The organism is Pedobacter ginsengisoli, assembly GCF_002736205.1.
Taxonomy (GTDB): Bacteria; Bacteroidota; Bacteroidia; order Sphingobacteriales; family Sphingobacteriaceae; genus Pedobacter; species Pedobacter ginsengisoli_A.
Genome location: NZ_CP024091.1, coordinates 4,780,976 through 4,806,710 on the forward strand (window position 1 = coordinate 4,780,976; position 25,735 = coordinate 4,806,710).

Annotated in this window: 23 protein-coding genes; 17 read left to right on the forward strand and 6 right to left on the reverse strand. The window is 37.5% G+C overall.

All coding sequences use genetic code 11. The features are described 5' to 3' along the window. Nucleotides 1-70: 70 nt before the first annotated feature. Entirely contained in the window at nucleotides 71-631 is a 561-nt protein-coding gene (locus CPT03_RS23315; protein ID WP_317044313.1) for an SDR family NAD(P)-dependent oxidoreductase, read from the reverse strand. 75 nt (nucleotides 632-706) lie between these two features. Here CPT03_RS23315 and CPT03_RS20055 point away from each other — a divergent pair, with 75 nt between their 5' ends. Further along, nucleotides 707-1,888 (forward strand): formimidoylglutamase, encoded by a 1,182-nt coding sequence (locus CPT03_RS20055; RefSeq protein ID WP_099440491.1) that lies wholly within the window; start codon nucleotides 707-709, stop codon nucleotides 1,886-1,888. Between the two features lie 96 nt (nucleotides 1,889-1,984). After that, nucleotides 1,985-3,136: a TlpA disulfide reductase family protein gene (locus CPT03_RS20060; protein ID WP_099440492.1), complete on the forward strand. Its 1,152-nt coding sequence runs from the start codon at nucleotides 1,985-1,987 to the stop codon at nucleotides 3,134-3,136. Nucleotides 3,137-3,318: 182 nt separating this feature from the next. Here CPT03_RS20060 and purD read toward each other — a convergent pair whose 3' ends face one another. Continuing rightward, on the reverse strand, nucleotides 3,319-4,590 hold the full coding sequence (gene purD / locus CPT03_RS20065) for a phosphoribosylamine--glycine ligase (protein WP_099440493.1): 1,272 nt from the start codon (nucleotides 4,588-4,590) through the stop codon (nucleotides 3,319-3,321). Between the two features lie 158 nt (nucleotides 4,591-4,748). On the opposite strand from purD, the gene CPT03_RS20070 reads away from it, so the two are divergent. The 9 genes from CPT03_RS20070 to CPT03_RS20110 all read left to right on the forward strand — a co-directional run bounded on the left by CPT03_RS20070 (nucleotide 4,749) and on the right by CPT03_RS20110 (nucleotide 15,318). Then, entirely contained in the window at nucleotides 4,749-5,051 is a 303-nt protein-coding gene (locus tag CPT03_RS20070) for a hypothetical protein (protein WP_099440494.1), read from the forward strand. A gap of 111 nt (nucleotides 5,052-5,162) precedes the next feature. Further along, the gene (secA, locus tag CPT03_RS20075; RefSeq protein ID WP_099440495.1) at nucleotides 5,163-8,477 is read left to right on the forward strand and encodes a preprotein translocase subunit SecA; all 3,315 of its coding nucleotides are present in this window, start codon (nucleotides 5,163-5,165) and stop codon (nucleotides 8,475-8,477) included. Nucleotides 8,478-8,546: 69 nt separating this feature from the next. Then, nucleotides 8,547-8,999: an SPOR domain-containing protein gene (locus CPT03_RS20080; RefSeq protein WP_099440496.1), complete on the forward strand. Its 453-nt coding sequence runs from the start codon at nucleotides 8,547-8,549 to the stop codon at nucleotides 8,997-8,999. Then, entirely contained in the window at nucleotides 8,983-10,170 is a 1,188-nt protein-coding gene (locus tag CPT03_RS20085) for a M20 family metallopeptidase (RefSeq protein ID WP_099440497.1), read from the forward strand. The genes CPT03_RS20080 and CPT03_RS20085 overlap by 17 nt, the downstream gene beginning before the upstream one ends. Before the next feature lie 12 nt (nucleotides 10,171-10,182). Next, nucleotides 10,183-11,127, forward strand: a complete 945-nt coding sequence (locus tag CPT03_RS20090; RefSeq protein ID WP_099440498.1) for a hypothetical protein — start codon at nucleotides 10,183-10,185, stop codon at nucleotides 11,125-11,127. Between the two features lie 54 nt (nucleotides 11,128-11,181). Then, the gene (locus CPT03_RS20095) at nucleotides 11,182-11,847 is read left to right on the forward strand and encodes an SGNH/GDSL hydrolase family protein (RefSeq protein WP_099440499.1); all 666 of its coding nucleotides are present in this window, start codon (nucleotides 11,182-11,184) and stop codon (nucleotides 11,845-11,847) included. Between the two features lie 48 nt (nucleotides 11,848-11,895). After that, entirely contained in the window at nucleotides 11,896-13,869 is a 1,974-nt protein-coding gene (gene dnaG, locus CPT03_RS20100; RefSeq protein WP_099440500.1) for a DNA primase, read from the forward strand. Next, the gene (locus CPT03_RS20105; RefSeq protein WP_099440501.1) at nucleotides 13,869-14,231 is read left to right on the forward strand and encodes a YraN family protein; all 363 of its coding nucleotides are present in this window, start codon (nucleotides 13,869-13,871) and stop codon (nucleotides 14,229-14,231) included. Before dnaG ends, CPT03_RS20105 begins: the two co-directional genes overlap by 1 nt. Then, complete coding sequence (locus tag CPT03_RS20110; RefSeq protein ID WP_099440502.1) at nucleotides 14,212-15,318, forward strand: glutaminyl-peptide cyclotransferase; 1,107 nt, start codon at nucleotides 14,212-14,214, stop codon at nucleotides 15,316-15,318. The genes CPT03_RS20105 and CPT03_RS20110 overlap by 20 nt, the downstream gene beginning before the upstream one ends. A 13-nt stretch (nucleotides 15,319-15,331) precedes the next feature. Here the strand turns inward: CPT03_RS20110 and CPT03_RS20115 are convergent, their stop codons facing one another. Continuing rightward, on the reverse strand, nucleotides 15,332-15,874 hold the full coding sequence (locus CPT03_RS20115) for a DUF4251 domain-containing protein (RefSeq protein WP_099440503.1): 543 nt from the start codon (nucleotides 15,872-15,874) through the stop codon (nucleotides 15,332-15,334). 159 nt (nucleotides 15,875-16,033) lie between these two features. Beyond that, on the reverse strand, nucleotides 16,034-17,683 hold the full coding sequence (pgi, locus tag CPT03_RS20120) for a glucose-6-phosphate isomerase (RefSeq protein ID WP_099440504.1): 1,650 nt from the start codon (nucleotides 17,681-17,683) through the stop codon (nucleotides 16,034-16,036). Between the two features lie 169 nt (nucleotides 17,684-17,852). Between pgi and CPT03_RS20125 the strand changes: the two genes are divergently transcribed. The 3 genes from CPT03_RS20125 (at nucleotide 17,853) to CPT03_RS20135 (ending at nucleotide 20,427) form a co-directional block, all read left to right on the forward strand. After that, nucleotides 17,853-18,356, forward strand: coding sequence for a hypothetical protein (locus CPT03_RS20125; RefSeq protein WP_099440505.1), 504 nt, complete (start codon nucleotides 17,853-17,855; stop codon nucleotides 18,354-18,356). Nucleotides 18,357-18,434: 78 nt separating this feature from the next. Then, nucleotides 18,435-19,509 (forward strand): peptide chain release factor 2 gene (gene prfB / locus CPT03_RS20130; protein WP_157766505.1). Its coding sequence is split into 2 segments (ribosomal slippage): nucleotides 18,435-18,494 and nucleotides 18,496-19,509, totalling 1,074 coding nucleotides; the frame shifts between segments, so codons are not numbered across the junction. Between the two features lie 3 nt (nucleotides 19,510-19,512). Next, entirely contained in the window at nucleotides 19,513-20,427 is a 915-nt protein-coding gene (locus CPT03_RS20135) for an alpha/beta hydrolase (RefSeq protein WP_099440507.1), read from the forward strand. Between the two features lies 1 nt (nucleotide 20,428). On the opposite strand, the gene CPT03_RS20140 is transcribed toward CPT03_RS20135, so the two are convergent. Next, entirely contained in the window at nucleotides 20,429-21,298 is an 870-nt protein-coding gene (locus CPT03_RS20140; protein WP_099440508.1) for a transglutaminase-like domain-containing protein, read from the reverse strand. 17 nt (nucleotides 21,299-21,315) lie between these two features. Between CPT03_RS20140 and CPT03_RS20145 the strand changes: the two genes are divergently transcribed. The 3 genes from CPT03_RS20145 (at nucleotide 21,316) to CPT03_RS20155 (ending at nucleotide 24,454) form a co-directional block, all read left to right on the forward strand. Beyond that, nucleotides 21,316-22,116 (forward strand): O-methyltransferase, encoded by an 801-nt coding sequence (locus CPT03_RS20145; protein ID WP_245869903.1) that lies wholly within the window; start codon nucleotides 21,316-21,318, stop codon nucleotides 22,114-22,116. A 105-nt stretch (nucleotides 22,117-22,221) separates the two neighbouring features. Then, complete coding sequence (locus tag CPT03_RS20150) at nucleotides 22,222-22,587, forward strand: BlaI/MecI/CopY family transcriptional regulator (RefSeq protein ID WP_099440509.1); 366 nt, start codon at nucleotides 22,222-22,224, stop codon at nucleotides 22,585-22,587. Nucleotide 22,588: 1 nt separating this feature from the next. Beyond that, the gene (locus tag CPT03_RS20155; protein WP_099440510.1) at nucleotides 22,589-24,454 is read left to right on the forward strand and encodes a M56 family metallopeptidase; all 1,866 of its coding nucleotides are present in this window, start codon (nucleotides 22,589-22,591) and stop codon (nucleotides 24,452-24,454) included. Between the two features lie 10 nt (nucleotides 24,455-24,464). Here CPT03_RS20155 and CPT03_RS20160 read toward each other — a convergent pair whose 3' ends face one another. Next, nucleotides 24,465-25,544: a BamA/TamA family outer membrane protein gene (locus CPT03_RS20160; RefSeq protein ID WP_245869904.1), complete on the reverse strand. Its 1,080-nt coding sequence runs from the start codon at nucleotides 25,542-25,544 to the stop codon at nucleotides 24,465-24,467. Nucleotides 25,545-25,735: the final 191 nt, after the last annotated feature.

The following is a 25,735-nucleotide window of genomic DNA, read 5'->3' on the forward strand; positions in this document are numbered from 1 at the left end:
ATGCTTTTTGCCACATCATGAACATCCACAATACCTGTTGCACCTTTGGTGTAATAAGAAAGGCCATCTTTTACCAGTTTAAATATTGCACCGCTGCCTTCAAAACCAGCCCCGGCCCAATAATTACAGATGGATTTACAATTACCGCATCTAAGCCTTCAGCAATTCCACGCCAAACCTCCATCTCGCCTTCATATTTAGAGATGGCGTATGAATGCGCTTTTGGATCATATTCCCAGAAATCCTTTTCGGTAATCAGTTGTCCTTTTTTTGCATTCCCTAAGGCTGCAACAGAACTTACATGAACCAGCCGTATATTATTTTCTGCACAAAGGTTAACAATGTTGCTGGTGCCCTCAATATTAACTTTAAGCAATTTTGCCTTATCCTTCGGGTCAAACGATATCATTGCCGCGCAGTGGTAAACCTGATCAACACCTTCAAAGGCATCCTCAAGCGAAGAAATGTCATTTATGTCCGCAACAAGCCACTCAATATTTGCGTTGTTGCTTATTGATTTGGGTATAACAGAGTGCTCGCGTTTTAATGCTTTTACCTTTACACCCGCCTCAGTTAATTGATTTATTAATTCTGCTCCTAAAAATCCAGTGGCGCCGGTAACTAATATCATTTCATTTTTTTTAGGATGTTCATTAAAATATGCTCTCAAAAATAGATATTTGATGGCATACATTTATAGTACTATATGTCTTTATCAGATTTTTTTTCACCTTTAAGTCCAGACAAATTCTCACCAAAAGCCGGATTTTATACCAGTCAGCTAGGTTTGAAGGCTACTTTTTATACCGATAAATTTCCTGACCTTGAAGAAAATGAATACGATATTGCCATTTTTGGAGTACAAGATGACCGTGCTTCTGTAAATAATGAGGGTTGCGGCCTGGCTCCCGACTATTTTCGCGCCCAGTTTTATAGCTTAAATGAAGGCGCTTATACCAGCAAAATTATAGACCTGGGGAATATAAAGGCAGGAGCTTCCATTTCTGATACTTATGTAGCAGTAAAAATGGTAGTATCTGAACTGATCAAGTTAAATATTGTACCTATAATTATTGGGGGTGGACAAGATCTTACTTATGCACAATACCTTGCTTACGAAAGCCTGGAGCAAAAAGTAGATTTGGTTGTGGTAGACAGTAAATTTGACCTTGATGAAGAAGATCAGGAAGGACTTGCAGCTAAATCAGATACCTATTTAAATAAAATATTACTTCACCAGCCAAATTACCTTTTCAATTTTAGTAATATCGGTTACCAGACCTATTATGTTAATCAGGAAAGCCTAAAAGTAATGAGTAAGCTATATTTTGATGTACATCGTTTAGGCGAATTTGCAGATGATATTAGCTTAACTGAACCAATTGTCCGCAATGCCAATATGCTCAGTTTCGATATTGGTGCTATTCGTTCATCGGATGCTGCCGCAAATGCAAATGCAGGGCCAAATGGCTTTTATGGTGAGCAGGCATGCCGTATTGCGAGGTATGCAGGAATGAGTGATAAACTTACCTCTATCGGTTTTTATGAATTTAACCCTGCTTTTGATACCAATGGGCAAACTGCAATGTTACTGGCTCAAATGGTATGGTATTTCGTTGATGGTTATTATAATCGAAAAAAGGATTTTCCCCTTACTCCAAAATCGCAATACCTTATTTACAGGGCCAGTTTAAATGATGGAACAGGCGAGATGTTGTTTGTGAAAAGTAAAAAGTCTGATAGGTGGTGGATGCAGGTCCCTTACCCAACAGGTATCTCCAAAAATGAGCGCTTTCATTTGGTGCCTTGTCGTTACGACGATTATACGACTGCTGTAAATGGCGAAATGCCCGATCTGTGGTGGCGTACATTCCAAAAACTATTATAATTTTACAATTTTTATAGCGTTATGTATGGGCTTGAATTTTATATTTGAGCTCGGGCATGCTATTGTATAAGTGTCTGTTAAATTAAAGAACAAAATATGAGGAAATTATTAATTACTGCTGTTTGTTTATTGCCAGTTGCGGCCATTGCTCAGAGTAAATTTACAGTTCAGGCTAAGGTTGGAAATTTAAATACTCCTGCCAAGGCATTTTTATACTATAAGGCAGGTGGTACACAAGTTGTTGATTCGGCGATTATTACAGCAGGTAAATTTTCGTTTACAGGTCCTCTTGAAGGAATAACGCAGGCAACAATAAGAATTGCTCATGATGATAAGGCTCCCGATGTGGCAAATCCTGAATCTGTTGATGTTTTTGGCTTTTACCTGGAGCCTAAAGTGGTGGCAATTAATTCAGCAACGGATTCTGTTAAAAATGCAATAGTGAAAGCATCGGCGGTAAACGATGATAATGTTAAATATAAAGCCATAACAAAATCTGTAAAGGCTAAAAGCGCGGCCTTACTTGCTGAATATAAGGGTAAAACTGAAGAAGAGCGTAAGGATGAGAGCTATATGAAAACTGTTTATGATCGTGATGAGGCAATTCAAAAAGAGTTTGCTGATATCAATAAACAGTTTTATCTGGCCAATCGTGATTCGTATGTTGCTTTAGTTGCGTTTGCAAGTACATTGGGGCCTGATGTTAATGCTGCTGTTGCAGAACCTGATTTTAATAAATTCTCTGCTGAAGTTAAAGCTACTGAGCTGGGTAAAAACATTGCAAATCTACTTTCGGCTTCTAAACAAAATGCTATTGGCACATTGGCAATGGATTTTACTCAGAATGATGTAAACGATAAACCGGTTAAATTATCTGATTTTAGAGGCAAATATGTATTGCTTGATTTCTGGGCTTCGTGGTGTGGACCTTGCAGAGGTGAAAACCCGAATGTGGTTAAGGCTTTTAACACTTATAAAGATAAAAACTTTACTGTTCTTGGTGTTTCTTTAGATAAGCCTAAGGAAAAAGAGAAATGGTTGCAGGCTATTAAAGATGATGGTTTAACATGGACTCATGTATCAGATTTAAAGTTCTGGGATAATGCAGTTGCCAAGATGTATGGTATCCGTGGTATTCCGGCAAATTATCTGATTGACCCATCAGGAAAAATCATTGCAAAGAATGTAAGAGGAGAAGAGTTGCAAAGCAAGCTTGCTGAAGTTTTAGGACCTGCAAAAACAAAATAAATTCTGGTAAAATTTGTATTTGCTGATGCAGGAATTTTTGTGAGAAATTGGGGGGTTTAAACAATCGTTAAACAATGATTACCCAATCATCATACATTGCATATACAATTGCGGATTGTTTAAAAAAAGTGGGGCGATATCATGATCATGATATCGCCCCACTTTTTTGTATTTACCTTATATTATACTAAATCAAAACCAATGTCTTCTCTGAAGTATTTACCATCAAAGTAAAGTCGCGCTGCATCAGCAGTTGCTGATTGCAATGCATCGAATTGAGTGTCTTGTAAACTACTAACAGCAATAACACGACCGCCGTTGGTTTTTATAACACCACCTTCAAGGACTGTTCCGGCATGGAACACTAAAGATTGGCGAACATTATCAATACCTGTTATGGTTTTTCCTTTTTCATATTCGCCAGGGTATCCACCGGCAACAACCATTACAGTTGCCGCATTTTTTGGACTGATATTTAGTTTATAGCCTTTTAGTTTCTTTTTAGCTGTAGCAATAAAAAGCTCTACAAGGTCATTTTCGACTCTTGGAATTACACTTTCTGTTTCCGGATCGCCCATTCGACAGTTGTATTCTATTACAAAAGGTTTCTCGTTTACTTTAATTAAGCCAAAGAAAATAAAACCGGTGTAGTTGATTTTGTCTTTCTTTAAACCGTTAATAGTTGGGATGATAATATCGCGTTCTACCTCATCTAAAAATGCTTTGCTGGCAAATGGAACGGGTGAAACTGAGCCCATACCGCCGGTGTTTAAACCAGTATCTGCTTGTCCGATACGTTTGTAGTCTTTCGCTTCAGGAAGTATTACATAATTTTCACCATCTGTAAGTACAAATACTGAAAGCTCAATGCCACTTAAAAACTGTTCAATTACTACAGTAGCTCCGGCTTCGCCAAATTTACCGCTTAGCATTAGCTTTAATTCTTCCTGTGCTTCGGCTGTGTTGTCAATAATTAAGACACCTTTTCCGGCTGCCAACCCATCGGCTTTTAATACAACCGGAAGGGGATGTGACTGCAGGTAAGTTAAACCTTCTTCTAAGGTCTTGCTGGTAAAAGAGCGTGAGCTGGCAGTAGGAATGCCATGACGCGCCATAAATTGTTTAGAGAAGTCTTTACTGCCTTCTAAAATTGCGCCTTCTTTTTTTGGTCCGATAACGGGGATTTTAGATAAGCTTTCATCCTCAGCAAAAAAGTCATGAATACCATTTACAAGAGGTTCTTCGGGGCCAACTACTACCAGTTCTATATTTTCTTTAAGAACTAATGCTTTTACAGCTTCAAAATTATTGATGTTAAGGTTTATGTTTTTGCCATAAGCTCCTGTACCACCATTACCAGGTGCGATAAATAATTGAGAGCAAAGGGGAGACTGGCTCATTTTCCAGGCAAAGGCACTTTCTCTTCCTCCTGATCCTAATAGTAAGATATTCATCTATATATGATTTAATTGTTGGGTCTGTTTGGGCAAATATACCGCTTTAGCTAAATTATCACAGTTTAAGTTTTAATTAGGCATAAAATATGCTGAGAAAAGGTTGTTTGTCAATAGATTTCGGTTTGTAAAAGATTAAAATTAGATTTGCCGCCAACATGAGACACATTGTTACTTTATCACTTGTATTTTTTAGTCTTACCCATTTGGCCAAAGCTGAGCGGGTTGAGGGACTACGACTTATAACTGAAAAGTACTGTAATAAGCAGCAGGTGAGCACAGAACAGGCAACTGTTCGTTCAAGTCAGACTGACGATTCAAGGTATCCATTCTTTTTATCTTATAGCGCTTTAACAGCTATTGGAGTACTTCCAGAAATACATATCATAAAATATCGGGTTGAGGACCAAAGGATTTCAGAACTTGCAATAAGGGAGAAGCCCAAGAATAACAGCCCCTAGGTATTCGATATTCTTTCCTTTACAACTGACATTCTGGCTTGCCGCTGGTAATGGCTTGGTTGTTGTAATTTTATCATTTTTAATATTAATAATAAACAAACACAAACATACATGTTAGGATTTTTAGCCAAGGTTTTTGGAAGCAAATCAGAAAGAGATATTAAGGCATTACAGCCTATAGTAGTCAAGATAAATGAAGAATACGCAAAACTATCTGCGATAAGCAATGATGAGTTGCGTAATAAAACGGTTTATTTTAAAGATGTTATCGCTAAAGCGTTATCAGAAATAGACGGTAAAATAAGTGGGTTAAAGGCAGATGCTGAAAGCCAGGAATTGTCATTACCAGAGAAAACTGCTATATACGATCAGATTGATGCCTTAATCAAAGATCGTGATAAAGAATTAGAAGTAGTATTAACGGAAATTTTGCCGGCTGCATTTGCAGTGGTAAAAGAAACATCGAGACGTTTCTCTGAAAATGAACAATTAGAAGTTACTGCTACTGAGTTTGACCGCAACTACGCTGCACGCAAAAAGAATGTGACCATACAGGGTGATAAAGCACTTTGGGCCAACAGATGGGATGCCGCAGGTACTGAGGTAGTGTGGAATATGGTACATTACGATGTTCAATTGATTGGTGGTATGGTATTGCATAACGGTAAAATTGCTGAGATGGCTACTGGTGAGGGTAAAACCTTAGTAAGTACGCTGCCTGCTTACCTGAATGCGCTTGCCGGACAAGGGGTACACATTGTAACGGTGAATGATTACCTTGCCCGACGTGACTCGGAGTGGAATGGTCCTTTATTTGAGTTTCATGGTTTAAAGGTTGATTGTATTGATAAGCATGAGCCTAATTCTCAGGAACGCAGAGATGCTTATCTGGCAGATATAACATATGGTACCAATAATGAGTTTGGTTTTGATTATTTGCGTGACAATATGTCGCAAACTCCTGACCAGCTGGTACAACGCAAATTACATTTTGCAATGGTGGATGAGGTCGATTCAGTTTTAATTGATGATGCCCGTACTCCATTAATTATATCAGGCCCTGTTCCTTTTGGGGATCAGCATGAGTTTCATGAATTAAAACCACGTATTGAGCGTTTGGTAACTGCACAGAAAGAATATGTTACTAAAGCATTAAACGAGGCGAAAAAATTAATTAATGATGGTAAAGCTGGTACAGAAGAGGGCGAAGGTGGTTTAGCACTTTTACGTGCACATCGTGGTTTGCCTAAAAACAAGGCATTGATTAAGTTTTTAAGTGAGGGTAGTGTAAAGCAAACCTTATTGAAAACTGAAAATCATTATATGGCAGATCAGTCTAAAAATATGCCTAAGGTTGATTCGGAATTGTTCTTCTATATTGATGAGAAAAATAATCAGGTTGAATTAACTGAGAAAGGTATTGAACTGATCACCAAATCTGGAGAAGATCACAATTTCTTTGTATTGCCAGATGTAGGTACTGAGATTGCTGATATCGAAAAATCATCATTAACAAGCGAAGAAAAAATAGCTCAGAAAGATGCTTTAATGCGTGATTATTCTATTAAAGCTGAACGTATCCACTCTGTAAATCAGTTGTTGAAAGCATATACTTTATTCGAGATTGATGTTGAATATATCATTGATGAGGGTAAAATTAAAATTGTTGATGAGCAGACTGGTCGTATTATGGATGGCCGTCGTTACTCGGATGGTTTGCACCAGGCAATTGAAGCAAAAGAAAATGTAAAAGTTGAAGATGCTTCTCAAACTTATGCTACTGTAACGTTGCAAAACTTTTTCCGTATGTATCACAAGCTTTGTGGTATGACGGGTACAGCTACAACTGAAGCTGGAGAGTTTTGGTCTATCTATAAGCTTGATGTGGTAGAGATACCTACAAACAGGGTTATTTCAAGAAAAGATCAGCAGGATTATGTTTACCGTACTGTTCGTGAGAAATATAATGCCGTTGCCGAGGAGATTGTGAAATTAACTGAGGCTGGTCGTCCGGTATTGGTTGGTACAACTTCGGTTGAGATTTCGGAATTACTTAGCCGTATGTTGAAATTGAGAGGTATTAAACATAATGTACTGAATGCAAAGATGCACCAGAAAGAGGCTGATATTGTTGCTGAAGCAGGACAACCTGGTCAGGTTACAATTGCAACCAACATGGCTGGTCGTGGTACGGATATTAAATTAGGCCCAGGCGTTAAAGAAGCAGGTGGTTTGGCAATTGTTGGTACGGAGCGTCATGAGTCTCGTCGTGTAGACAGACAGTTACGCGGTCGTTCTGGTCGTCAGGGAGATCCGGGTTCGTCTCAATTCTTCGTTTCTCTTGAGGATAACTTAATGAGGTTATTTGGTTCTGAAAGAATCTCTAACATCATGGTAAGAATGGGTATTGAAGATGGTGAAGTAATTCAGCATTCGATGATCACGAAGTCTATTGAACGTGCACAGAAAAAAGTAGAGGAAAATAACTTCGGTATTCGTAAGCGTTTGCTTGAGTATGATGATGTTATGAACTCTCAGCGTTCTGTTATTTATGCAAAGCGTAAAAATGCGTTATTTGGTGAGCGTTTAGACGTTGATATGAGCAATATGGTGTTTGATGTTGCTGAAGATATTGTGTCAGAGTATAAAGAAGAAGGAAATTATGAAGGGTTTAAACTTGAAGTAATTAAAAACTTCTCTGCAGACACAACTATTGATGAAGCTGAATTCAGCTCAAAAGGTGTTCATCATTTAACTGATAAATTGTTTGAAGAAGTAACTGCATTCTATACAAGAAAATCTGATGTAATTATTGCCCAGGCTATGCCGGTATTAACCCAGGTATATCAGGAGCGTGGTGAGCAGATTGAGCAGATTGTTGTTCCTTTTACTGATGGCATACGTAGCGTTCAGGTTCCTGTAGGTTTGAAAAAGGCAATTGATAATGGTGGCCGTGAGGTGACCAGATCTTTTGAAAAAACTATTGTACTTGCACTTATTGATGAGTCGTGGAAAGAGCATTTACGTGAAATGGATGAATTGAAACAATCTGTACAAAATGCTGTATACGAGCAGAAAGATCCATTGATTATTTATAAAATGGAGGCATTTAACTTATTTAAAAATATGTTAAATGCGGTTAATAAAGAGGTGGTTAGTTTCTTGTATAAAGGTGGAATTCCGGTACATACGGATCCTAATGATGTAAGGGAAGCTCAGGCACCAAGACAAGCGCCAAGCAGATTAAAAATGTCTAAACCTGAATTTTCTCAGGCAACGAGTTCGGCGGATGTGGCTCAAATGGACGACACCCGTGAGCATGTACCTCAGCAGCCTATCCGTAAGGATACTGTAATTGGAAGAAACGAACCATGCCCTTGTGGAAGTGGTAAGAAATACAAAAACTGTCACGGTGCAGGATTGTAATTTGTAATAAAGATAAAGAATGCCGATTTTTGTAAAAAAAATCGGCATTCTTTTTTTAAAGCCTTGTTCATGAAACTACTATTTACTGCGTTATTCTGTTGTGCCTCTTTCGGTTTGTTTGCCCAGACAAAGGGTCAGGTTACCATAATTAAGGATCCGTTGATAGATAGTTTAATAGCAAAGCGCATAGAATTAAACACTAAGCCAGCTGGTTCAGGAGCTATAATTGCGAAACCAGGTCCGGTAGTATCGCAAATGGGATACAGAGTTCAGGTATTTTATGGCTCTGATAGAAGACAGGTTTTTAATGAACAATCGAAATTTAATTCACTTTACCCTGCAATTAATACATACATTACTTATAAGGAGCCAAACTACTATTTAAGGGTAGGAGATTTTCGGACACGTCTGGAAGCTCAGCGGTTTATGAATGAACTAAGAAGTAATTTCCCTACACTATTTATATTCAGGGAAAAGATTAATGCACCTAATTTAGAATACAACGATGATACAGAAAGATAAGATCCAGGCACTTTCCAATAAGATATTTGATCAGGTTGTGGGCTATCGCCAGCACCTACATTCTAATCCGGAACTTTCATTTAAGGAGTTCGAAACGTCAGCATTTATTAAAAAACTTTTAACAGATTGGGGTATCCCATTTTCTGATATGGCCAATACTGGTGTTGTTGGGGTTATTAAAGGAGATCTTCCTTCTGATAAAATCATTGCATTGCGTGCAGATATGGATGCTTTGCCTATTCTTGAAGCTAATAAAAAACCTTATGCGTCTAAAAATGCAGGGGTAATGCATGCTTGTGGGCATGATGTACATAGCTCTTCTTTATTAGGCAGTGCTTATATTTTGAATAGCTTGAAAGCCGAATTTGGAGGTACGATAAAATTGATATTTCAGCCGGGAGAAGAAGTTTTGCCGGGTGGCGCAAGTATTATGATAAAAGAAGGGGTGCTTGAAAGCCCTAAGCCACAATCGATAATAGGGCAGCATGTGATGCCTTTGATTGAGACAGGAAAAGTTGGTTTCCGCTCAGGTATTTATATGGCGTCTACTGATGAATTGTATGTAACGGTTCATGGAAAAGGCGGGCATGGTGCTCAGCCACATCAAAATATAGATCCTGTGTTGATTGCTTCGCATATTATTATTGCATTGCAGCAGATTGTAAGCAGAAATGCAGACCCAAGATTACCATCGGTACTTTCTTTTGGAAAGGTACAGGCTAATGGCGCAACAAATATTATCCCTAATGAGGTGAAAATTGAGGGTACCTTTAGAACATTAAATGAAGAATGGCGTAAAGAGGCAAAGCGTTTAATGAAGAAAATGGCTGAAGGAATTGCCGAAAGTATGGGTGGAAGCTGTGATTTTAGAATTATGGATGGTTATCCGTATTTAATTAATGAAGAGAAACTAACCGCTAATGCACGTGGTTTTGCTGAAGATTATTTAGGCAAAGAGAATGTGGTTGATCTGGATATATGGATGGCGGCTGAAGATTTTGCATACTACTCGCAAGTTACTGATGCTTGCTTTTACAGATTAGGAACCGGAAATAAGGACAAGGGGACCACCTATTCTGTTCATACGCCTAACTTTGATATTGATGAAGATGCGTTAAGAACATCTACCGGATTAATGGCTTATGTTGCGCTTAAGCAACTGGGTAATTAATAAACTGAATAGATGAAGAAAATACTTTTGCTAGCTGTACTAGCTGGGATTACTTTACAAGGGGCTGCTCAGGAAATTGATCGTTTTAATCCAGATACTATTAAAACTATTCAGCTTGATTCGGCGGTAAATATTTCTGCCCAGAAATTTGGAGTGGAGACTTTTATTAATGCCATTATTACCGATGAAAGCTTTTATAAGGCTTTTAGAAATATGAAAAAGTATAATTTCATAGCAGAGAACAACATCTATACCTACAATAAGAAAAATAAGGTAGATGGCCGGATTTATCGCAAGATTAAACATACTAATGAAGGTCCTGAAAAGATGGTTTACCTTGCCAAACAGGATACCGGAAAGGTGTACAGGAAGAATGGTAAATACCAATTGTATACACTTGAAATGTTTGATTATATTTTTTTGAAAGCTTACAAAACTGAGTTTTCTGAGGCAGATTCAAAAGGAGGTAAAGCAGAAGGCTCAAATGCAGGGTATAAGGATAAGTTGAAGACGCTGATCTTTGCGCCTGGAAAACCAATTAAGGGATTGCCTTTTATTGGCAGCAAAACAGAGATTTTTACTGCCAATATGAGACAGTATTATGATTATAGTTATTATAGTGGAACTTATCTTGATTCGATTCCTGTATATCGGTTTAAAGTGACTGTAAAGAAAGACCTGAGTAATGGAACCAAGGAGGGATTGATGATAAAGGAACTTACCACTATATTTGATAAACGTAATTTTGAAATCCTGGGCCGTTATGTAGATATGAAATACAGTAATATGCTGTTTGATTTTGATGTGCAAATGAACATTGAAACTAGCTATTTTGGTGAGGAAAAGCTGCCAACAAAAATATCCTATCAGGGGAATTGGGACTATCCGTTTAAAAAGGAAGAACGTGCTAGTTTTTTAATTGTCCATAAGGATTATCACCTTGGAAAAGGAAAGTAATTTTTTAACTTCGTAATAAGCTCTTTAAGCTTTTATTTTTAAAAGATTATAACAATGAAAACTTACTTTAAATCACTGACATTGCTGTCTGCATTTCTGATAGTATTACTCTTTTCTGCGATGAACAATAAACCTAAAAAGATCATTTTCTTTGGAGACTCTATTACTCAGGCTGGTGTAGAGCCGGGTGGGTATGTTGATTTGATTAAAAAGGCTCTTGATCCAACAAAGTATGAAGTTATTGGTGCCGGTATTGGGGGAAATAAAGTATATGATCTTTACCTGAGAATGGAAGAGGATGTGCTGAACAAAAAGCCTAACCTGGTGGTTATTTATATTGGGGTTAATGATGTATGGCATAAACAGTCGAGCAGAACAGGAACGGATTATGATAAGTTCATTAAGTTCTATCAGGCATTGATAAATAGAATCCAGGCAAATGGTGCTAAGATCGTTCTTTGTACTCCTGCAGTAATTGGTGAGAAAAAAAATGGGACAAATGAGATGGATGGGGATTTGGATAAATATTCTGGAGCGATAAGGGAACTGGCAGCTAAGAATAACCTTCCGCTTTGTGACTTGAGAGCAATATTTAAAACATACAATACGGAACATAATACTGAGGACAAAGAAAAAGGAATTTTAACTTCTGACGGTGTGCATTTGAATGAAAAGGGCAATCAGACTTTAGCAGAAAAGTTACTGCCGCTGGTAAATTAGATTTCAGCATTTTGCTGCATTTGGAAGAGAGAGGATAAATACTAGGGAATGATTGATCAGGATACCATAAACAAGATTACAGAAACCGCTCGTATTGAGGAGGTAGTAGGTGATTTTGTAACTCTAAAAAAGCGTGGCTCAAGTTTAATAGGGAATTGTCCATTTCATAATGAGAAAACACCTTCGTTTCACGTATCGGTAGCAAAGGGAATCTATAAGTGTTTTGGATGTGGTAAAGGGGGCGATTCTGTTCACTTTATAATGGATCATGAAAAGTACTCCTATCCGGAAGCACTTAAATTCCTGGCCAATAAATATAATATTGAGGTAGAGGAAATTGTTCAGTCTCCTCAAAATATAGAAGCTCAAAATGCGCGCGAGAGCTTATACATAGTTTCTGAATATGCGGCAAATTACTTTGCCAATGAACTTTGGACCGGTGAAGACGGCAGGGCAATTGGTTTAAGCTATTTTAAGGAGCGTGGCTTTAGAGAGGATATCTTAAAGAAATTTCAACTTGGTTATTCGCCTGATGCCTGGGATACTTTGATACAAAGTGCTGTAGGGGCAGGGCATAAGGAAGAATACCTGGAAAAAACAGGGCTTGCAATCAGAAATGATAAAGGAAGGCTCTATGACCGCTTTAGGGGCAGGGTGCTGTTTCCGATTCATAATTTTACCGGTAGGATAATTGGGTTTGGTGGAAGGACACTTAAAACCGATAAAAATGTTCCTAAGTATGTAAACTCACCGGAAAGTGATATTTACCATAAATCTAATGTGCTTTATGGTTTGTATCATGCAAAAAAAGCAATTAGGGATGCGGATAACTGTTATCTGGTTGAAGGCTATGCAGATGTGTTGGCTGTTCATCAGGCGGGAATTGAAAACGTAGTTGCATCGTCCGGAACTTCTTTGACCACAGAACAAATAAGGCTGATTGGTAGATTCTCGGAGAATGTTACCATTTTATATGATGGTGATGCCGCGGGTATTAAGGCCTCATTGCGTGGTTTGGATATGATCCTTGAAGAGGGATTGAATGTTAAGGTTGTGCTTTTTCCGGATGGACATGACCCGGATTCTTATATGCATCATGTTGGCTCAGGAGAGTTTAAGAAGTATATTGAGAATAACCGTAAAGATTTTATTTTGTATAAGGCTGGCATCCTGTTAAAGGAAGCTGGAACTGACCCGATAAAAAGGGCTGGTATTATCAGAGATATTGTAGAGAGCATAGCTAAAATACCTGATGATATTAAGGCTTCTGTTTTTATAAGAGAGTGCAGTGGTTTGTTGCAGGTTGAAGAAAGGATATTACTTTCTGAACTGAATAAAATAAGGGCAGCCAAATTCAAAAAAACAAGCGGAGGCAATCAACCGCAGACATCCCAATATCAGCAAAACCCATATCAGCAAGATGGACCACCAGATAATCTATTTGAAAATCCGGGAGAAGTTGCTGCACCTGTAGAGCAGGTTGAAACTACAGATCATAATTTAATACAGGAACGAGAGATTATTAGGCTGCTTCTGGCATTTGGGCATGAGCTGGTAACCTGGGATAAGATAGATAATATGTATATCGGATCGTTCATTATACAGAATTTAGCTGATGTTACTTTTGAAGATGAAATCTGTAAACTCATTATTGATACTTATAGGGAAGAGATAGAAAATGGGCACTTGCCTGTTGCCAGTCAGTTTATTAAAAATGAAGACAGGCGGATTGTTGATCTGGCAATAACACTATCAACTTCACCTTATTCGCTTAGTGAGAACTGGGAAAATAAGCACAATATTTATGTTAGGGATGAAAGCGTAAATTTAAAGGCAACGATTTTTGGTGGGTTATATCACCTTAAGAAAAACAAGATCGGAAAAATGCTTACTGATATAACTAAGGAGCTTGCCAGTGAAACAGATCCCGTAAATCAGGAGATTTTAATGCAACGACACATAATGATAAAGGGTGTTGAAAGAGATATCTCGAAATATCTGGGCACAGTTATATTAAAATAATGGCGAGTCATAATGATTTAGGTAAACGAGGTGAAGATATAGCAAAAGAGTATCTGGAAAATCTAGGCTACCATATTTTAAAAATGAATTGGAGGTACGGAAGAGCAGAGGTTGACGTTATAGCTAATCAGGACGGAACAATAATTTTTGTTGAAGTAAAGACAAGGAGTTCGACAGATTATGGGGAACCTGAAGATTTTGTAAGCAGTAAGAAGGAGAAACAAGTGGAGTATGCTTCATCTGCCTACATAGAAATGAATAACCATGAAGGAGAAATTCGTTTCGATATTATTGCAATTGTTTTTGAAAATAAACACCTTTATAAAATTAATCATATAGAAGATGCATTCTGGCCGAGTTAAAAATAACACCAATTTCTTTAAAATAATACCATTCTTTTCTGTACTGTTTGCCGTTTTATTTATCATTTCATGTAAGAATGAGCCATCTGTTTCTGTAGTTGGGTTTAAAGCACCTGAGCAAGGGCAAATGTTTGGCTTAGGAGATGAGGTTAAAGTGGAACTTGATGTTCCAAAAGACAACCAAATTAAATCTGTTACTTACCTGGTAGATGGTAAAACTGTTGAAACAAAAAACGGTACTGAAGCTGTTAATATAAAAACAATGGGACTTGCTGTTGGGTATAAGATAATTACAGCAATAACTGATGATGGAAGTAAAAAGGATACTTCGACTATCAATATTGTACTACGATCGGGATTAAATCCTGAGCTATTCACCTACAAAATTGTTAAAACTTATCCGCATGATACCTCATCTTACACTCAGGGATTGGAGTACCATAACGGCAGGTTATTGGAAAGTACCGGTGAGAACGGTTTTTCGACATTGAGATGGGTTGATTTAGCAACGGGTAAGGCTGTACAAAAGATAGATCTTGATAAGCAGTATTTTGGAGAAGGGTCTACTCTTGTAGATGACAAAATTGTAATGTTAACCTATAAGGCGAATTCAGGATTTGTATATGATGCCAAGACCTTTAAACAACTGGGAACATTTCCTTATCAAACTAGTAGAGAAGGTTGGGGAGTATGTTATGATGGTAAGCAATTGATCATGTCTGACGGTACAAACCGACTTTATTTTATGAATAAGGATACCTATAAAGACGAACGTGTGATTGATGTTTATGATAACCTGGGCGCTGTAGATTCTATTAATGAGCTGGAATATATAGACGGAAAAATCTATGCAAATATTTATCAGTATAATTATCTGGTGGTAATAGACCCTAATACTGGTATTGTGGAGAAGAAAATAGACTTGAGTGGATTATTGCCAAAGGGATACTTTAAAACTGAAGACAGTATTTTAAATGATGTTTTGAATGGAATTGCCTGGGATAAGCAAGGTCAGCGTTTGTTTGTTACCGGAAAGAAATGGCCTAAATTGTTTGAAATAGCGCTAGTTCCTGTTAAGAAGAACTAACGCTATTCTTGAATTATTTTGCCGGAGCACTATTAGATGGGGTAACAGGCTCGCTTATAAAGCCGTTAAAGGCAATGGCTTGTCTGTAGTTACTATTTACGTTAAGTACGGCATATCCTTTTTCTCCGACGCTTAAAGTAAGTGACTGTACATCTTTAGTGTCTTTTGGTCTGATAGTTATTATCCACCCACCTTTTTTCTTTTTCTCGGTTTTATAGGTGAAGTCTTTAGATTTAAATTTAATTCCTGAGTCATTAGAACTAATATTTACACTATATGCCCTACCGTAATAAGGTAAATATGCTTCTACGCTATCTTTGGCTATTTTTAGCTGATACTGTGAACCGTTAAGCTGTATAGCACCACCTTGTGCGCCGGGAAATCTCTGCATAACTTTATTGATGTCCATATTTGCCATTGGCAATGCTGTAGTGGCATTAAATACCAATGTTTGGGCTTCTACAAGTTTCGTAGTGGTTTCTTTATCTGTTTGGGCAGATACCTGTACCGCGACGAACATAATAACCAGAAGTAATGTGTTTTTAAGCGTTTTCATGATGATTTACTTTAAATGTTTAATATCTCAATTTACAAATAAAATAGCATTAAACCTTTTTTCGTTAAAAAAATGACTATGCTACTCTGTTGGGTTAGAACAAATTAACATGCAAAAGGTTTAATGCGAAAACACCCGCTAGTGTCATATGTTTGACAGTTAGTTTCTCCAGGCCTTGTATTGATTGATCAATCCGTTTGTAGATCCATCGTGAGATGAAACTTCATTATTATCATCAAGTTCAGGTAGAATACTTTTTGCTAATTGTTTACCTAGCTCAACGCCCCACTGATCAAAGCTGAAGATGTTCCATATAATTCCTTGTACAAAAATTTTGTGCTCATATATGGCTATCAGACTTCCAAGGCTAAATGGTGTAACTTTTTTTAAGAGAATAGAGTTGGTTGGTCTGTTGCCTTCAAAAACTTTAAATGGTGCTAGTTTGCTAATCTCAGCGTCTGATTTACCTTCTTTTTTAAGTTCTTCAACTACCTGCTCTTTAGTCTTACCATTCATTAGTGCTTCAGTTTGAGCAAAGAAGTTCGATAAAAGAATTGGGTGATGATTGCCAATAGGGTTAAGACTTTGAGCAGGTGCAATGAAATCGCAAGGAATTAAGCGTGTTCCCTGATGAATTAATTGATAAAAGGCATGTTGGCCATTAGTGCCGGGTTCGCCCCAAATGATTGGGCCGGTTTCATAGTTTACATCGTTCCCGTTGCGGTCTACATGTTTACCATTGCTTTCCATATCACCTTGCTGGAAATATGCGGCAAAGCGGTGCATATATTGATCGTAAGGTAAAATAGCTTGTGTTTCAGCATTAAAAAAGTTGATGTACCAAACGCCTATAAGGCCTAGTAATACCGGAATGTTGATTTCAAATTCTGCAGTTTCAAAGTGCTGATCAGCAGCATGTGCACCCGCCAGGAGCTGTTTGAAATTGTCGAAACCTATGCTTAAGGAAATTGGCAATCCGATGGCGCTCCAAAGAGAATATCTTCCGCCAACCCAATCCCAGAATTCGAACATGTTTTCAGTATCGATTCCAAAGGCGGAAACATCTTTTGCATTGGTTGACAAAGCAGCAAAATGTTTGGCAATGTCATCTGCTTTTGCCCCATTTTCCAGAAACCAGCTCCTTGCGGTGTTTGCATTGGTCATGGTTTCCTGGGTTGTAAATGTTTTTGATGCAATCAGGAAAAGAGTAGTTTCAGGATTTACCTGTTTTAGCGTTTCGGCAATATGAGTGCCATCTATATTTGATACAAAATGCATGTTAAGATGATTTTTGTATGCTTTTAGTGCTTCGGTAACCATAACGGGACCTAAATCAGATCCCCCAATTCCTATATTAACGACATCGGTTATCGCTTTGCCAGTATAGCCTTTCCAGTTTCCTGAAATGATGGCGTTACTGAATTTTTCCATTTTAGAAAGTACCTGATGTACATCATTAACTACATTTTTGCCATCTACTAAAATTTCGCCATCTGCAGGCTCACGTAGTGCAACATGCAATACTTGTCTGCCCTCTGTTTGGTTGATTTTATCTCCATTAAACATTGCCTTTATTGCTTCATCTAATTTACATTCTCTGGCTAATTGAATGAGCAGAGCGATAGTGGTGTCATCTATTCGGTTTTTCGAATAGTCGACTAGGATATCTTCAAATATTAATGAGAATTTCTCAAAGCGGCCTTCATCTTCAGTAAATAGCTGTTTTAAGCTTTTTTCATTAATGTTAATGAAGTGATCGGCCAGGTATTTGTAAGCGGCTGTTTCTGTAAAGTTTATTGTTGGAAGCATAATAATTAGTGTTTTTGTAAATGTAACGGTTTATTTTATTTCACAAAATCTGATTGATGAGATTTAATATTTTAATGATAAACATAGTTTTACAGGAAGTTTATGCAAGAGAATTATTTTAGCTATATTTATATATAAACGGCAATGTATTGTCACAAAAAAACTAGCTATGATTGAGAATTTAAAACAACTGGTAACAGAAAATGTTCAGGACGCTATTGTAAATAATAGTGAAGTTCCGAATGAGCAGAATGAAGCAGCTATTGATGCTGCCTCGGGTTCTATCATTGATGCACTTAAAGCTAAGCTGTCGTCGGGCGATATTGGAGGTTTAGTAGATACATTTAAAAACGGGGGTGCAGGCTCTGTAGTTGATGAGGCATCTTCGGGATTCACGGAGAAACTTGCGGGGATGGGTATAAATCTTGATTCCGCAAAAAGTATTGCAGCTTCTATTATTCCTACAATAATGGAAAAGTTTGTAAATAAGACTAATGATCCAAATGATAATTCTTTTAATATTAAAGATGTATTGGGCAATCTTGCCGGGCCGGATGGTAAATTCGACTTATCGGACATTACAGGGATGTTTACAGGAAATAACGACGGTACAGCTGGTGCAGAGGGTAAAGATGGTGGGATTATTGATAAATTAAAAGGACTTTTTAATTAGTTGTAACAACTTTTAGTGAATGGCTATTTAAACATTGTTTAAGTAGCCATTTGTGTTTTATATTATATATTTGCGATTATGACAAAAGAACAAATTCAAGATTTAAGGGACAGAGTAGCGTCGCTGAGGAGGTATCTTTGACGTTGAAAACCGTTTAGAAGATATCCGAATAGAGCAGGAACTTACCCTGCAACCAAATTTTTGGGATGACCCAAAGAAAGCAGAGAAACATATTGCTGAGATTAACTCCAAGAAGGTTTGGACTGATGGCTGGGAGCATGTAAATAGCCTTATGGAGGATACTCAGGTTCTTTTTGACTTTTGGCAAAGTGGAGATGCCACGGAAGCAGAAATGCAAGAGCAATTTGATCTCTGCGTAAATGCTATAGAAGATCTGGAATTGAAAAATATGCTCAAAACAAAAGAAGACCAATTGAATGCCGTAATGCAGATTACTGCTGGTGCGGGGGGGACTGAAAGTTGCGATTGGGCTTATATGTTAATGAGGATGTATTTAATGTGGGCGGAGAAAAACGGGTACAAAGTAAGCGAGCAAGACTATCAGGAAGGGGAGGTTGCAGGTGTTAAAACAGTTACAATTGAAATCTCCGGTGAATTTGCTTATGGTTATTTAAAAGGAGAAAATGGTGTGCATCGTTTGGTTAGGATCTCACCATTTGATTCAAATGCCAGAAGGCATACGTCTTTCGCCTCTGTTTATGTATATCCATTGGTAGATGATACAATAGAGATTGAAGTAAAAGATTCGGAAATTGAGTTTGAAACATTCAGATCAGGTGGTGCCGGTGGACAGAATGTAAATAAGGTAGAAACCGCAGTTCGTTTATATCATAAACCTTCGGGAATTATTATTAAGAATCAGGAATCACGTTCACAACTTCAGAATAAAGAAAATGCTATTCGCTTGTTGAAATCGCAACTTTATGAAATTGAAATGCGTAAGCGAATGGAAGCTACAGCTTTGGTAGAAGGGAGTAAGAAAAAGATAGAGTGGGGTTCACAGATTAGAAGTTATGTGTTGGATGACCGGAGGGTGAAAGATCACCGAACGAATTACCAGACCTCAAATCCACAGGCTGTACTTGATGGAGATATCAACAATTTTTTAAAGGCATATTTAATGGAATTTTAAAAGATGAAATATTTTACCTCATTATTAATGATACTGATGTGTACAGCTAATTTGAATGCTCAGGAAATAGTTAAATTATATCCAGGTGTAATACCAGGATCAAAACCCGCGCCTGCTAATTTTAAGGAGATAGCGCCAGTTGGTGATGATGGAATTATACGAGTGAGCAAAGTATCTGAACCAACGCTTGCTGTGTTTTTGCCATCAAAGGAAAAAGCTACCGGAGCCGCGGTGATTATTTGTCCGGGAGGTGGCTATGGTATTTTGGCTATTAACCATGAGGGGTATAATGTTGCAAAACGATTTAATGAGGTAGGTGTAGCTGCATTTGTGCTAAAATATCGTTTGCCTAGTGATGCAATAATGATTGATAAATCATTTGGGCCATTGATGGATGCTGAACAGGCAATGTATATTGTAAGGGGACAAGCTAAGAAATGGAATGTGGATCCTGCTAAGGTAGGGATTATGGGTTTTTCGGCAGGAGGTCACCTGGCTTCGACTTTGACGGTTCATTATGATGATGTGAAAATTGAAAATATAGAGAAAGTGAGCCTAAGACCAGATTTCTCTATCTTAATTTATCCGGTTATTTCTTTCATAGAATCTCCTCATACAGGATCTGCAAATAATTTGGCAGGTACTAATGCAACGCAGGCGCAGAAGGAGTACTTTTCTAATGAACGACATGTAACACCGCAAACACCACCAACATTTTTAGTTCATGCTAATGATGACAATGGTGTGCCGGTACAGAATAGTATTCTTTTTAATCAGGCATTAGTGGCTAATAAGGTTAAGGCAGAAATGCATTTATACCAGGGTGGTGGGCATGGTTTTGGGTTGAATAACAAAACCACATCAGATGATTGGTTTGAAAGACTGATGAACTGGATGAAGAGCAATAAGTTCCTTTAGTTTAAAGTTCGGTGTTGACTAAGATCTCCTGTAATTCCTTAAGCTCTTCGACCTTTTCTTTAGAACCCAGATTTTCATAAGCAGATATCAGGTTACGAATTACGCGCCTGATGATCTCTACATTGCTACAGGGGGCGTAAAATCCTGGAAGGGGGTCGAGGTTTAGCTGGCGGAGAAACTGATCTACATCGTGTTTGCCAAATATGGCGCCTTTGTTAAAGGCATTGATGTAAAAAAGCACTCCAAATTCTTGTTCTTCGCGCTTACTCTCATCTATATATCCTAAAATAAAGTGTTGAGGCAGATTTACGCCATAGACAGGAATATCGAGTTTTTGGGCAAGTGTAGAATAGATAATGGCAAGTGAGATCTGGTTGCCTTTTTTGCTTTCTAATACTTGATTTATATAAGAATTTTGGGGATCGTGATGGTTTTTTGTATTTCCACTAAAACCGTATATGTTATAAAAGATATGGTTAATGAGTTTTATCTTTTCAATAGAACTCATTTCATATTGTAGCCCTAGCCAGATTTCTCTTTTGATTTCTTCAATTTGTAGGATGACCTTGGCTTCGTCGAGATCGGGATATTGGTAACGATTAATTACTAAGGCTCCTTGTAATAAATCAAATGCTCCACTTTGATACCATAAATTAAGGTCCTCTTTGACATTTGAGAATTGTATTTTATGCACAATGTTTTCGATTCTTTGCTGGAGCAAGGAATCTAATGAGTGTTCCCAGGCATTTTCAAGATAATCAATAACTTCATTTCCATACTCAAGTAATCGCCCCTCAACATGTTGGTAGATTTCCTGATCAGGATCATCAAGAAGTTTTACTAAAGCAGTTATTTCTTTAATGTTTTCCATTAAACATACAAATTTGAATGCCTATTTTTGTGGCTATGGTTTTTAACTTTATCAGTGATTATCTGAAGCATCGCTTTACTGCAAAAAGCAGACATGGTACCCATTCCCCATTTGTTTATAAACTTACGGATGAGGTAATTTACGATTTTAAGTCCAAAATTGAATATAAAAGTATTGAAGTGCAAAGAAAAAAACTTTTTAATGACGATTCTTTGGTTACAGTGACCGATTTGGGTGCCGGTTCTCATTTAAATAAGAACCGTACAAAGAAAGTAAGCCAGATTGCAAAGAATGCATTGAAGAATCCTGCTTTGGCACAATTAATTTATAGGTTGGCAAAGGATAATAATCCTAAAAGCATTATTGAACTAGGTACTTGTTTGGGAATAACTACTGCTTATTTATCGAAAGCTCGTCCCGATGCTGAAGTTATTACCATAGAGGGGTGCCCAGAAACTGCAAAAGTTGCCTACAATAATTTTAAGGAGCTGGATTTAGAAAATGTTGAATTGCAGGTTGGAAATTTTGATGTTTTACTGCCGGAAATAATAGATAAAAGAGATAAGCTTGACTTTGTTTACATTGATGGTAATCATAGAAAGGAAGCTACTTTGAATTATTTTAATTGGTGTTTACCTAAGGTTCATGAAAACTCGCTACTCATATTTGATGATATATATTGGAGTAAGGGAATGAAGGAGGCCTGGGGGGAGATTAAGAATCATCCGGATGTTATTGTTACAATTGATTTGTTTTGGATTGGCTTAGTTTATTTTAGAAAAGGACAGGCAAAGGAGCATTTTAAAATCAGGTTTTAATATTATTTAACTTATAGTCAGGTATTTAATCATTTAAACTGCTTGCGCAGTTTATTAACTTAAAAAACAGTTGTAAAACTGAAACATAAGTTGTAGCTTTAGGTTATGGAAGAATTAACCAAAGCAGAAGAGCGTATTATGCAGATCATCTGGAAACTCCAGAAAGCATTTGTGAAAGATATCATAGAAGAAATGGACGAGGACCCCAAGCCTCCTTATAACACCATTTCATCAATAGTAAGGCTTTTAGAGAAAAAGGGTTATCTGGGGTATAAAGCCTACGGTAAAACTTATGAGTACTTTCCTGCGATTAGCAAGGAAGAGTATGCAAAGACCACCTTCTCTAAATTATTCGCAGGATATTTTGATAACTCTCCGGTTAGTTTGCTCTCTTTTATGGTAAAGGAACAATCCTTAAGCGAATCAGACATAGTTGAACTCAAATCGCTCATTGATAAAAACACCAAATGATATGGAATGGCTGATTTACCTCTCTAAAGTAAGTGTTTGCATGGGGCTGTTTTATGCCTTTTATTACCTTTCTTTACAAAGACTTACCTTCTTTAATTTGAACAGATTTTATCTGCTCACTACACTTATTCTAAGCTTCGTGATCCCGATGCTACAGTTGCAGGTGCAAAGCTTAACAGAGGATTCCAGCAAGACTACACAGGCTTCAGCAATTTATACAAGTACCTTTACAGACCGCACTAATACAGGTGCCACCGTCCTTTCTTCCTTTCAGCAAACAGATGAGAGCTTACTTGCTATCGACTGGCCACAAGTACTCTTTGTTTCCTATTTGCTTATTGCAATTCTTATGCTGTCAATATTTGCCTTTCAGGCCATTCAGATATTAAAGCACACCAGACAGGTGCATCAAAAGATCGGTCGGCTTAAGGTTGTTTTTAAAGTAGAAGGTTTTACCAATTGTTCATTTTTAAATTATGTGTTTTTAAACCGACAGGAGCTAAGTGATGAAGAGGTAGCTGTAATTCTGCACCACGAAAATGTGCACATTTCCAGATACCATTCTATTGATAAATTACTTATTACTATCTGTAAAGCACTGCTCTGGTTTAATCCGCTGGCTTACCTGTACGAAAGGGCCTTGGAGCAGGTTCATGAATACGAGGCGGATAAGGAAACCTCAGCAACTATAGGAAATACGCCTTATGCCAATATATTGTTAACGATGGCTGTTAGAAAGCGTAATCCTTCTTTAACACACAGCTTTGTCCGAAATGCTTTGAAGGGAAGGATCAAAATGCTTTTTAACAATCAATCAAAAAATATGAAAAAGTTAATATATCTTCTATTGTTGCCGCTTGGACTCGTGCTTACATGGACATTTGCTGTGCAAGTTGTCTATGCAAATCCATCCGACTCAACATTAAAAGAAATAGAGGTCAAGCCTACTCAAATAGAGAAAACTCCTTTGAAGGCAGTGTCTTATAGAGAATTAAAGACTACAAAGATTCTTACTCAAAAACCTCAGTCTGATACCTTGTGGATGATTGATTATCCTTTGCTGAGCAAATATACTGAAGTGATCATAGACGGAAAGTCTTATGACGCAGACATCCTCACTAAGATCAGCCCGCGCTGTATAAGTACAACGAGACGCAATAATGACAAGATTGAGATCACTACCCATAATAACAAAATTGAATATGCCACCCAAATTGACAGAGAAAACGTTATTATTCGTAAAAAAGCCCTTGCTTTAGGTAAGGTATATACTCGCTACCCTCAGAAACATCAGGATGGTAGCCGCTATGAGGAGATCAGTATAAAGCAGAAAAGTGGTGTCGGAGGATCGGTAGGGCTAGACAAAGGTAAAAAGCTACTACTTCTTTACAATGGTAAACAATATTCTGAAAGGGAATTTAAAGCTTTGGCCGCTGACCAGTTCAAAGATTGTAACATGAGTTTCAGGAGTGGCTTAGATAAAGGAACAAAAGCTAAATATGGTAAGGAATATGGCTCAATGATCGCAGTGTCGAAAATTGAAATTCCCTTAGAAGGAATAAAGAAAGCATTCAGAAATCTGGATAACAACGATGAGGCGAATAGTAAAATTTCTTACACTGCAAGAGATTCTGTAGTGGTTGGTAAAGAAAAGCAAGTGTCACTTTTCGGAGAAGTGAGGCTAACACAAGCTCAGCTCAACATTACTGCAGATAAAGTAAAGTATGAAAACGCCAACCAGATTATTTATGCAAAAAATGTAAGTTTCACTAGTGAGCTATACCAGAATCCTATTATAGAAAAATTTGTAAAATTTGATCTTAAGGAAGGAACTTATCAGATTTTAAGTAGTATATCAGGTTTATAAATAAAATTTTTTAAAACGCCTCAGCCAAACTGATGTAAAAACCGGTTTGGCGTTTTTCATTGGGGCGTTTTTCGCCAATGCCATAATCTACACGTACACTTAATCCTTTTTCAGGATCGAAGAAATATCGGCCGCCGGCACCATAAGAAGGTTTAAAGCTTTTCATCGATAGGTCGCCATTATCAAATACCTGTCCTGCACCGCCAAATATAACCGCCCCAAACCTGTTGTTGTAACGATAGCGTAGTTCTGCTTGTCCGGCAAGTAAGTTTCTTTCTCTGTATCTACCGGTATAATAGCCCCTCATCATTTCGTCATTCCCCATCTGCTGTAATAAATAGAACGGGGTGTTTTTGCCTTGTACGGAATGGAATAATGCATTTACTCCAATAACAAATTTCGGTGATATGGACCAGAAATTACGAACATTGGCCTTTATTAAGCTGCCGGTAAAATTCTCACCACCCCAGAAGTCAGGCGCATACTGATAGGTTACTTTTCCGTAAAAGCCTTTAGTAGTATAATTATTAGAATTTCTGGTATCATAAGTTTGAGATATCCCTGCATAGAATACTGAGCCGCCTACCTTGTGAATTAATGTTTGATCGGTAGTGAAAATACCTCCAGCTTCTTTATCAGTAAAATGATAGTTTTCAAAGCCAAGAGATAAACCGGTGTACATATGAGGCAAGAGTAGTTTTTCGGCTTCCAGGCCAACTTTTACATAGCCTTGGATAAGTCTGTCTTCATTAGCTTCAAGAGTTTCATTACCAACACCATAAAAATCGAATGGCATTCTTTTAAAGCGGACCTCAGAGATGTAATGATGTGTATTTTGTTTAGTCCACACATCTCCTTTTAAGGAAATATTATACTGCCCTTTAGTGGAAGCAGAAAGTACAGTGGAAAAATTTGAACTGCGATTTGTAAGGTCTTTTCTGTCGAGATATGTTGAATAGAGTGCCCCAATGCCAAATTCAAGACCTATTTCTTGTGTGTATCTAAAAACTGGAACGGGCATAAAACTCGCCCTACGGGAGGAATCTGTTTTATTGGATAGGTAGCGTTCTATAAGTTTCTTTTGCGCCATAGAGTTTATGGTAGCTAAAACTAATATTGTACACAAGGAAATTTTCTTCATCGGCCTAAAATAGTAGAAAAAATTAATTTTCAGTTCTGGTTATCAACTTTAAGGCCATTATTTATTCTAGCCAGAATTTTACAAGAGGATATTAGGGCGATTATGAAAGAAAAGAAGCTACAATATGGAGATTAGTTATA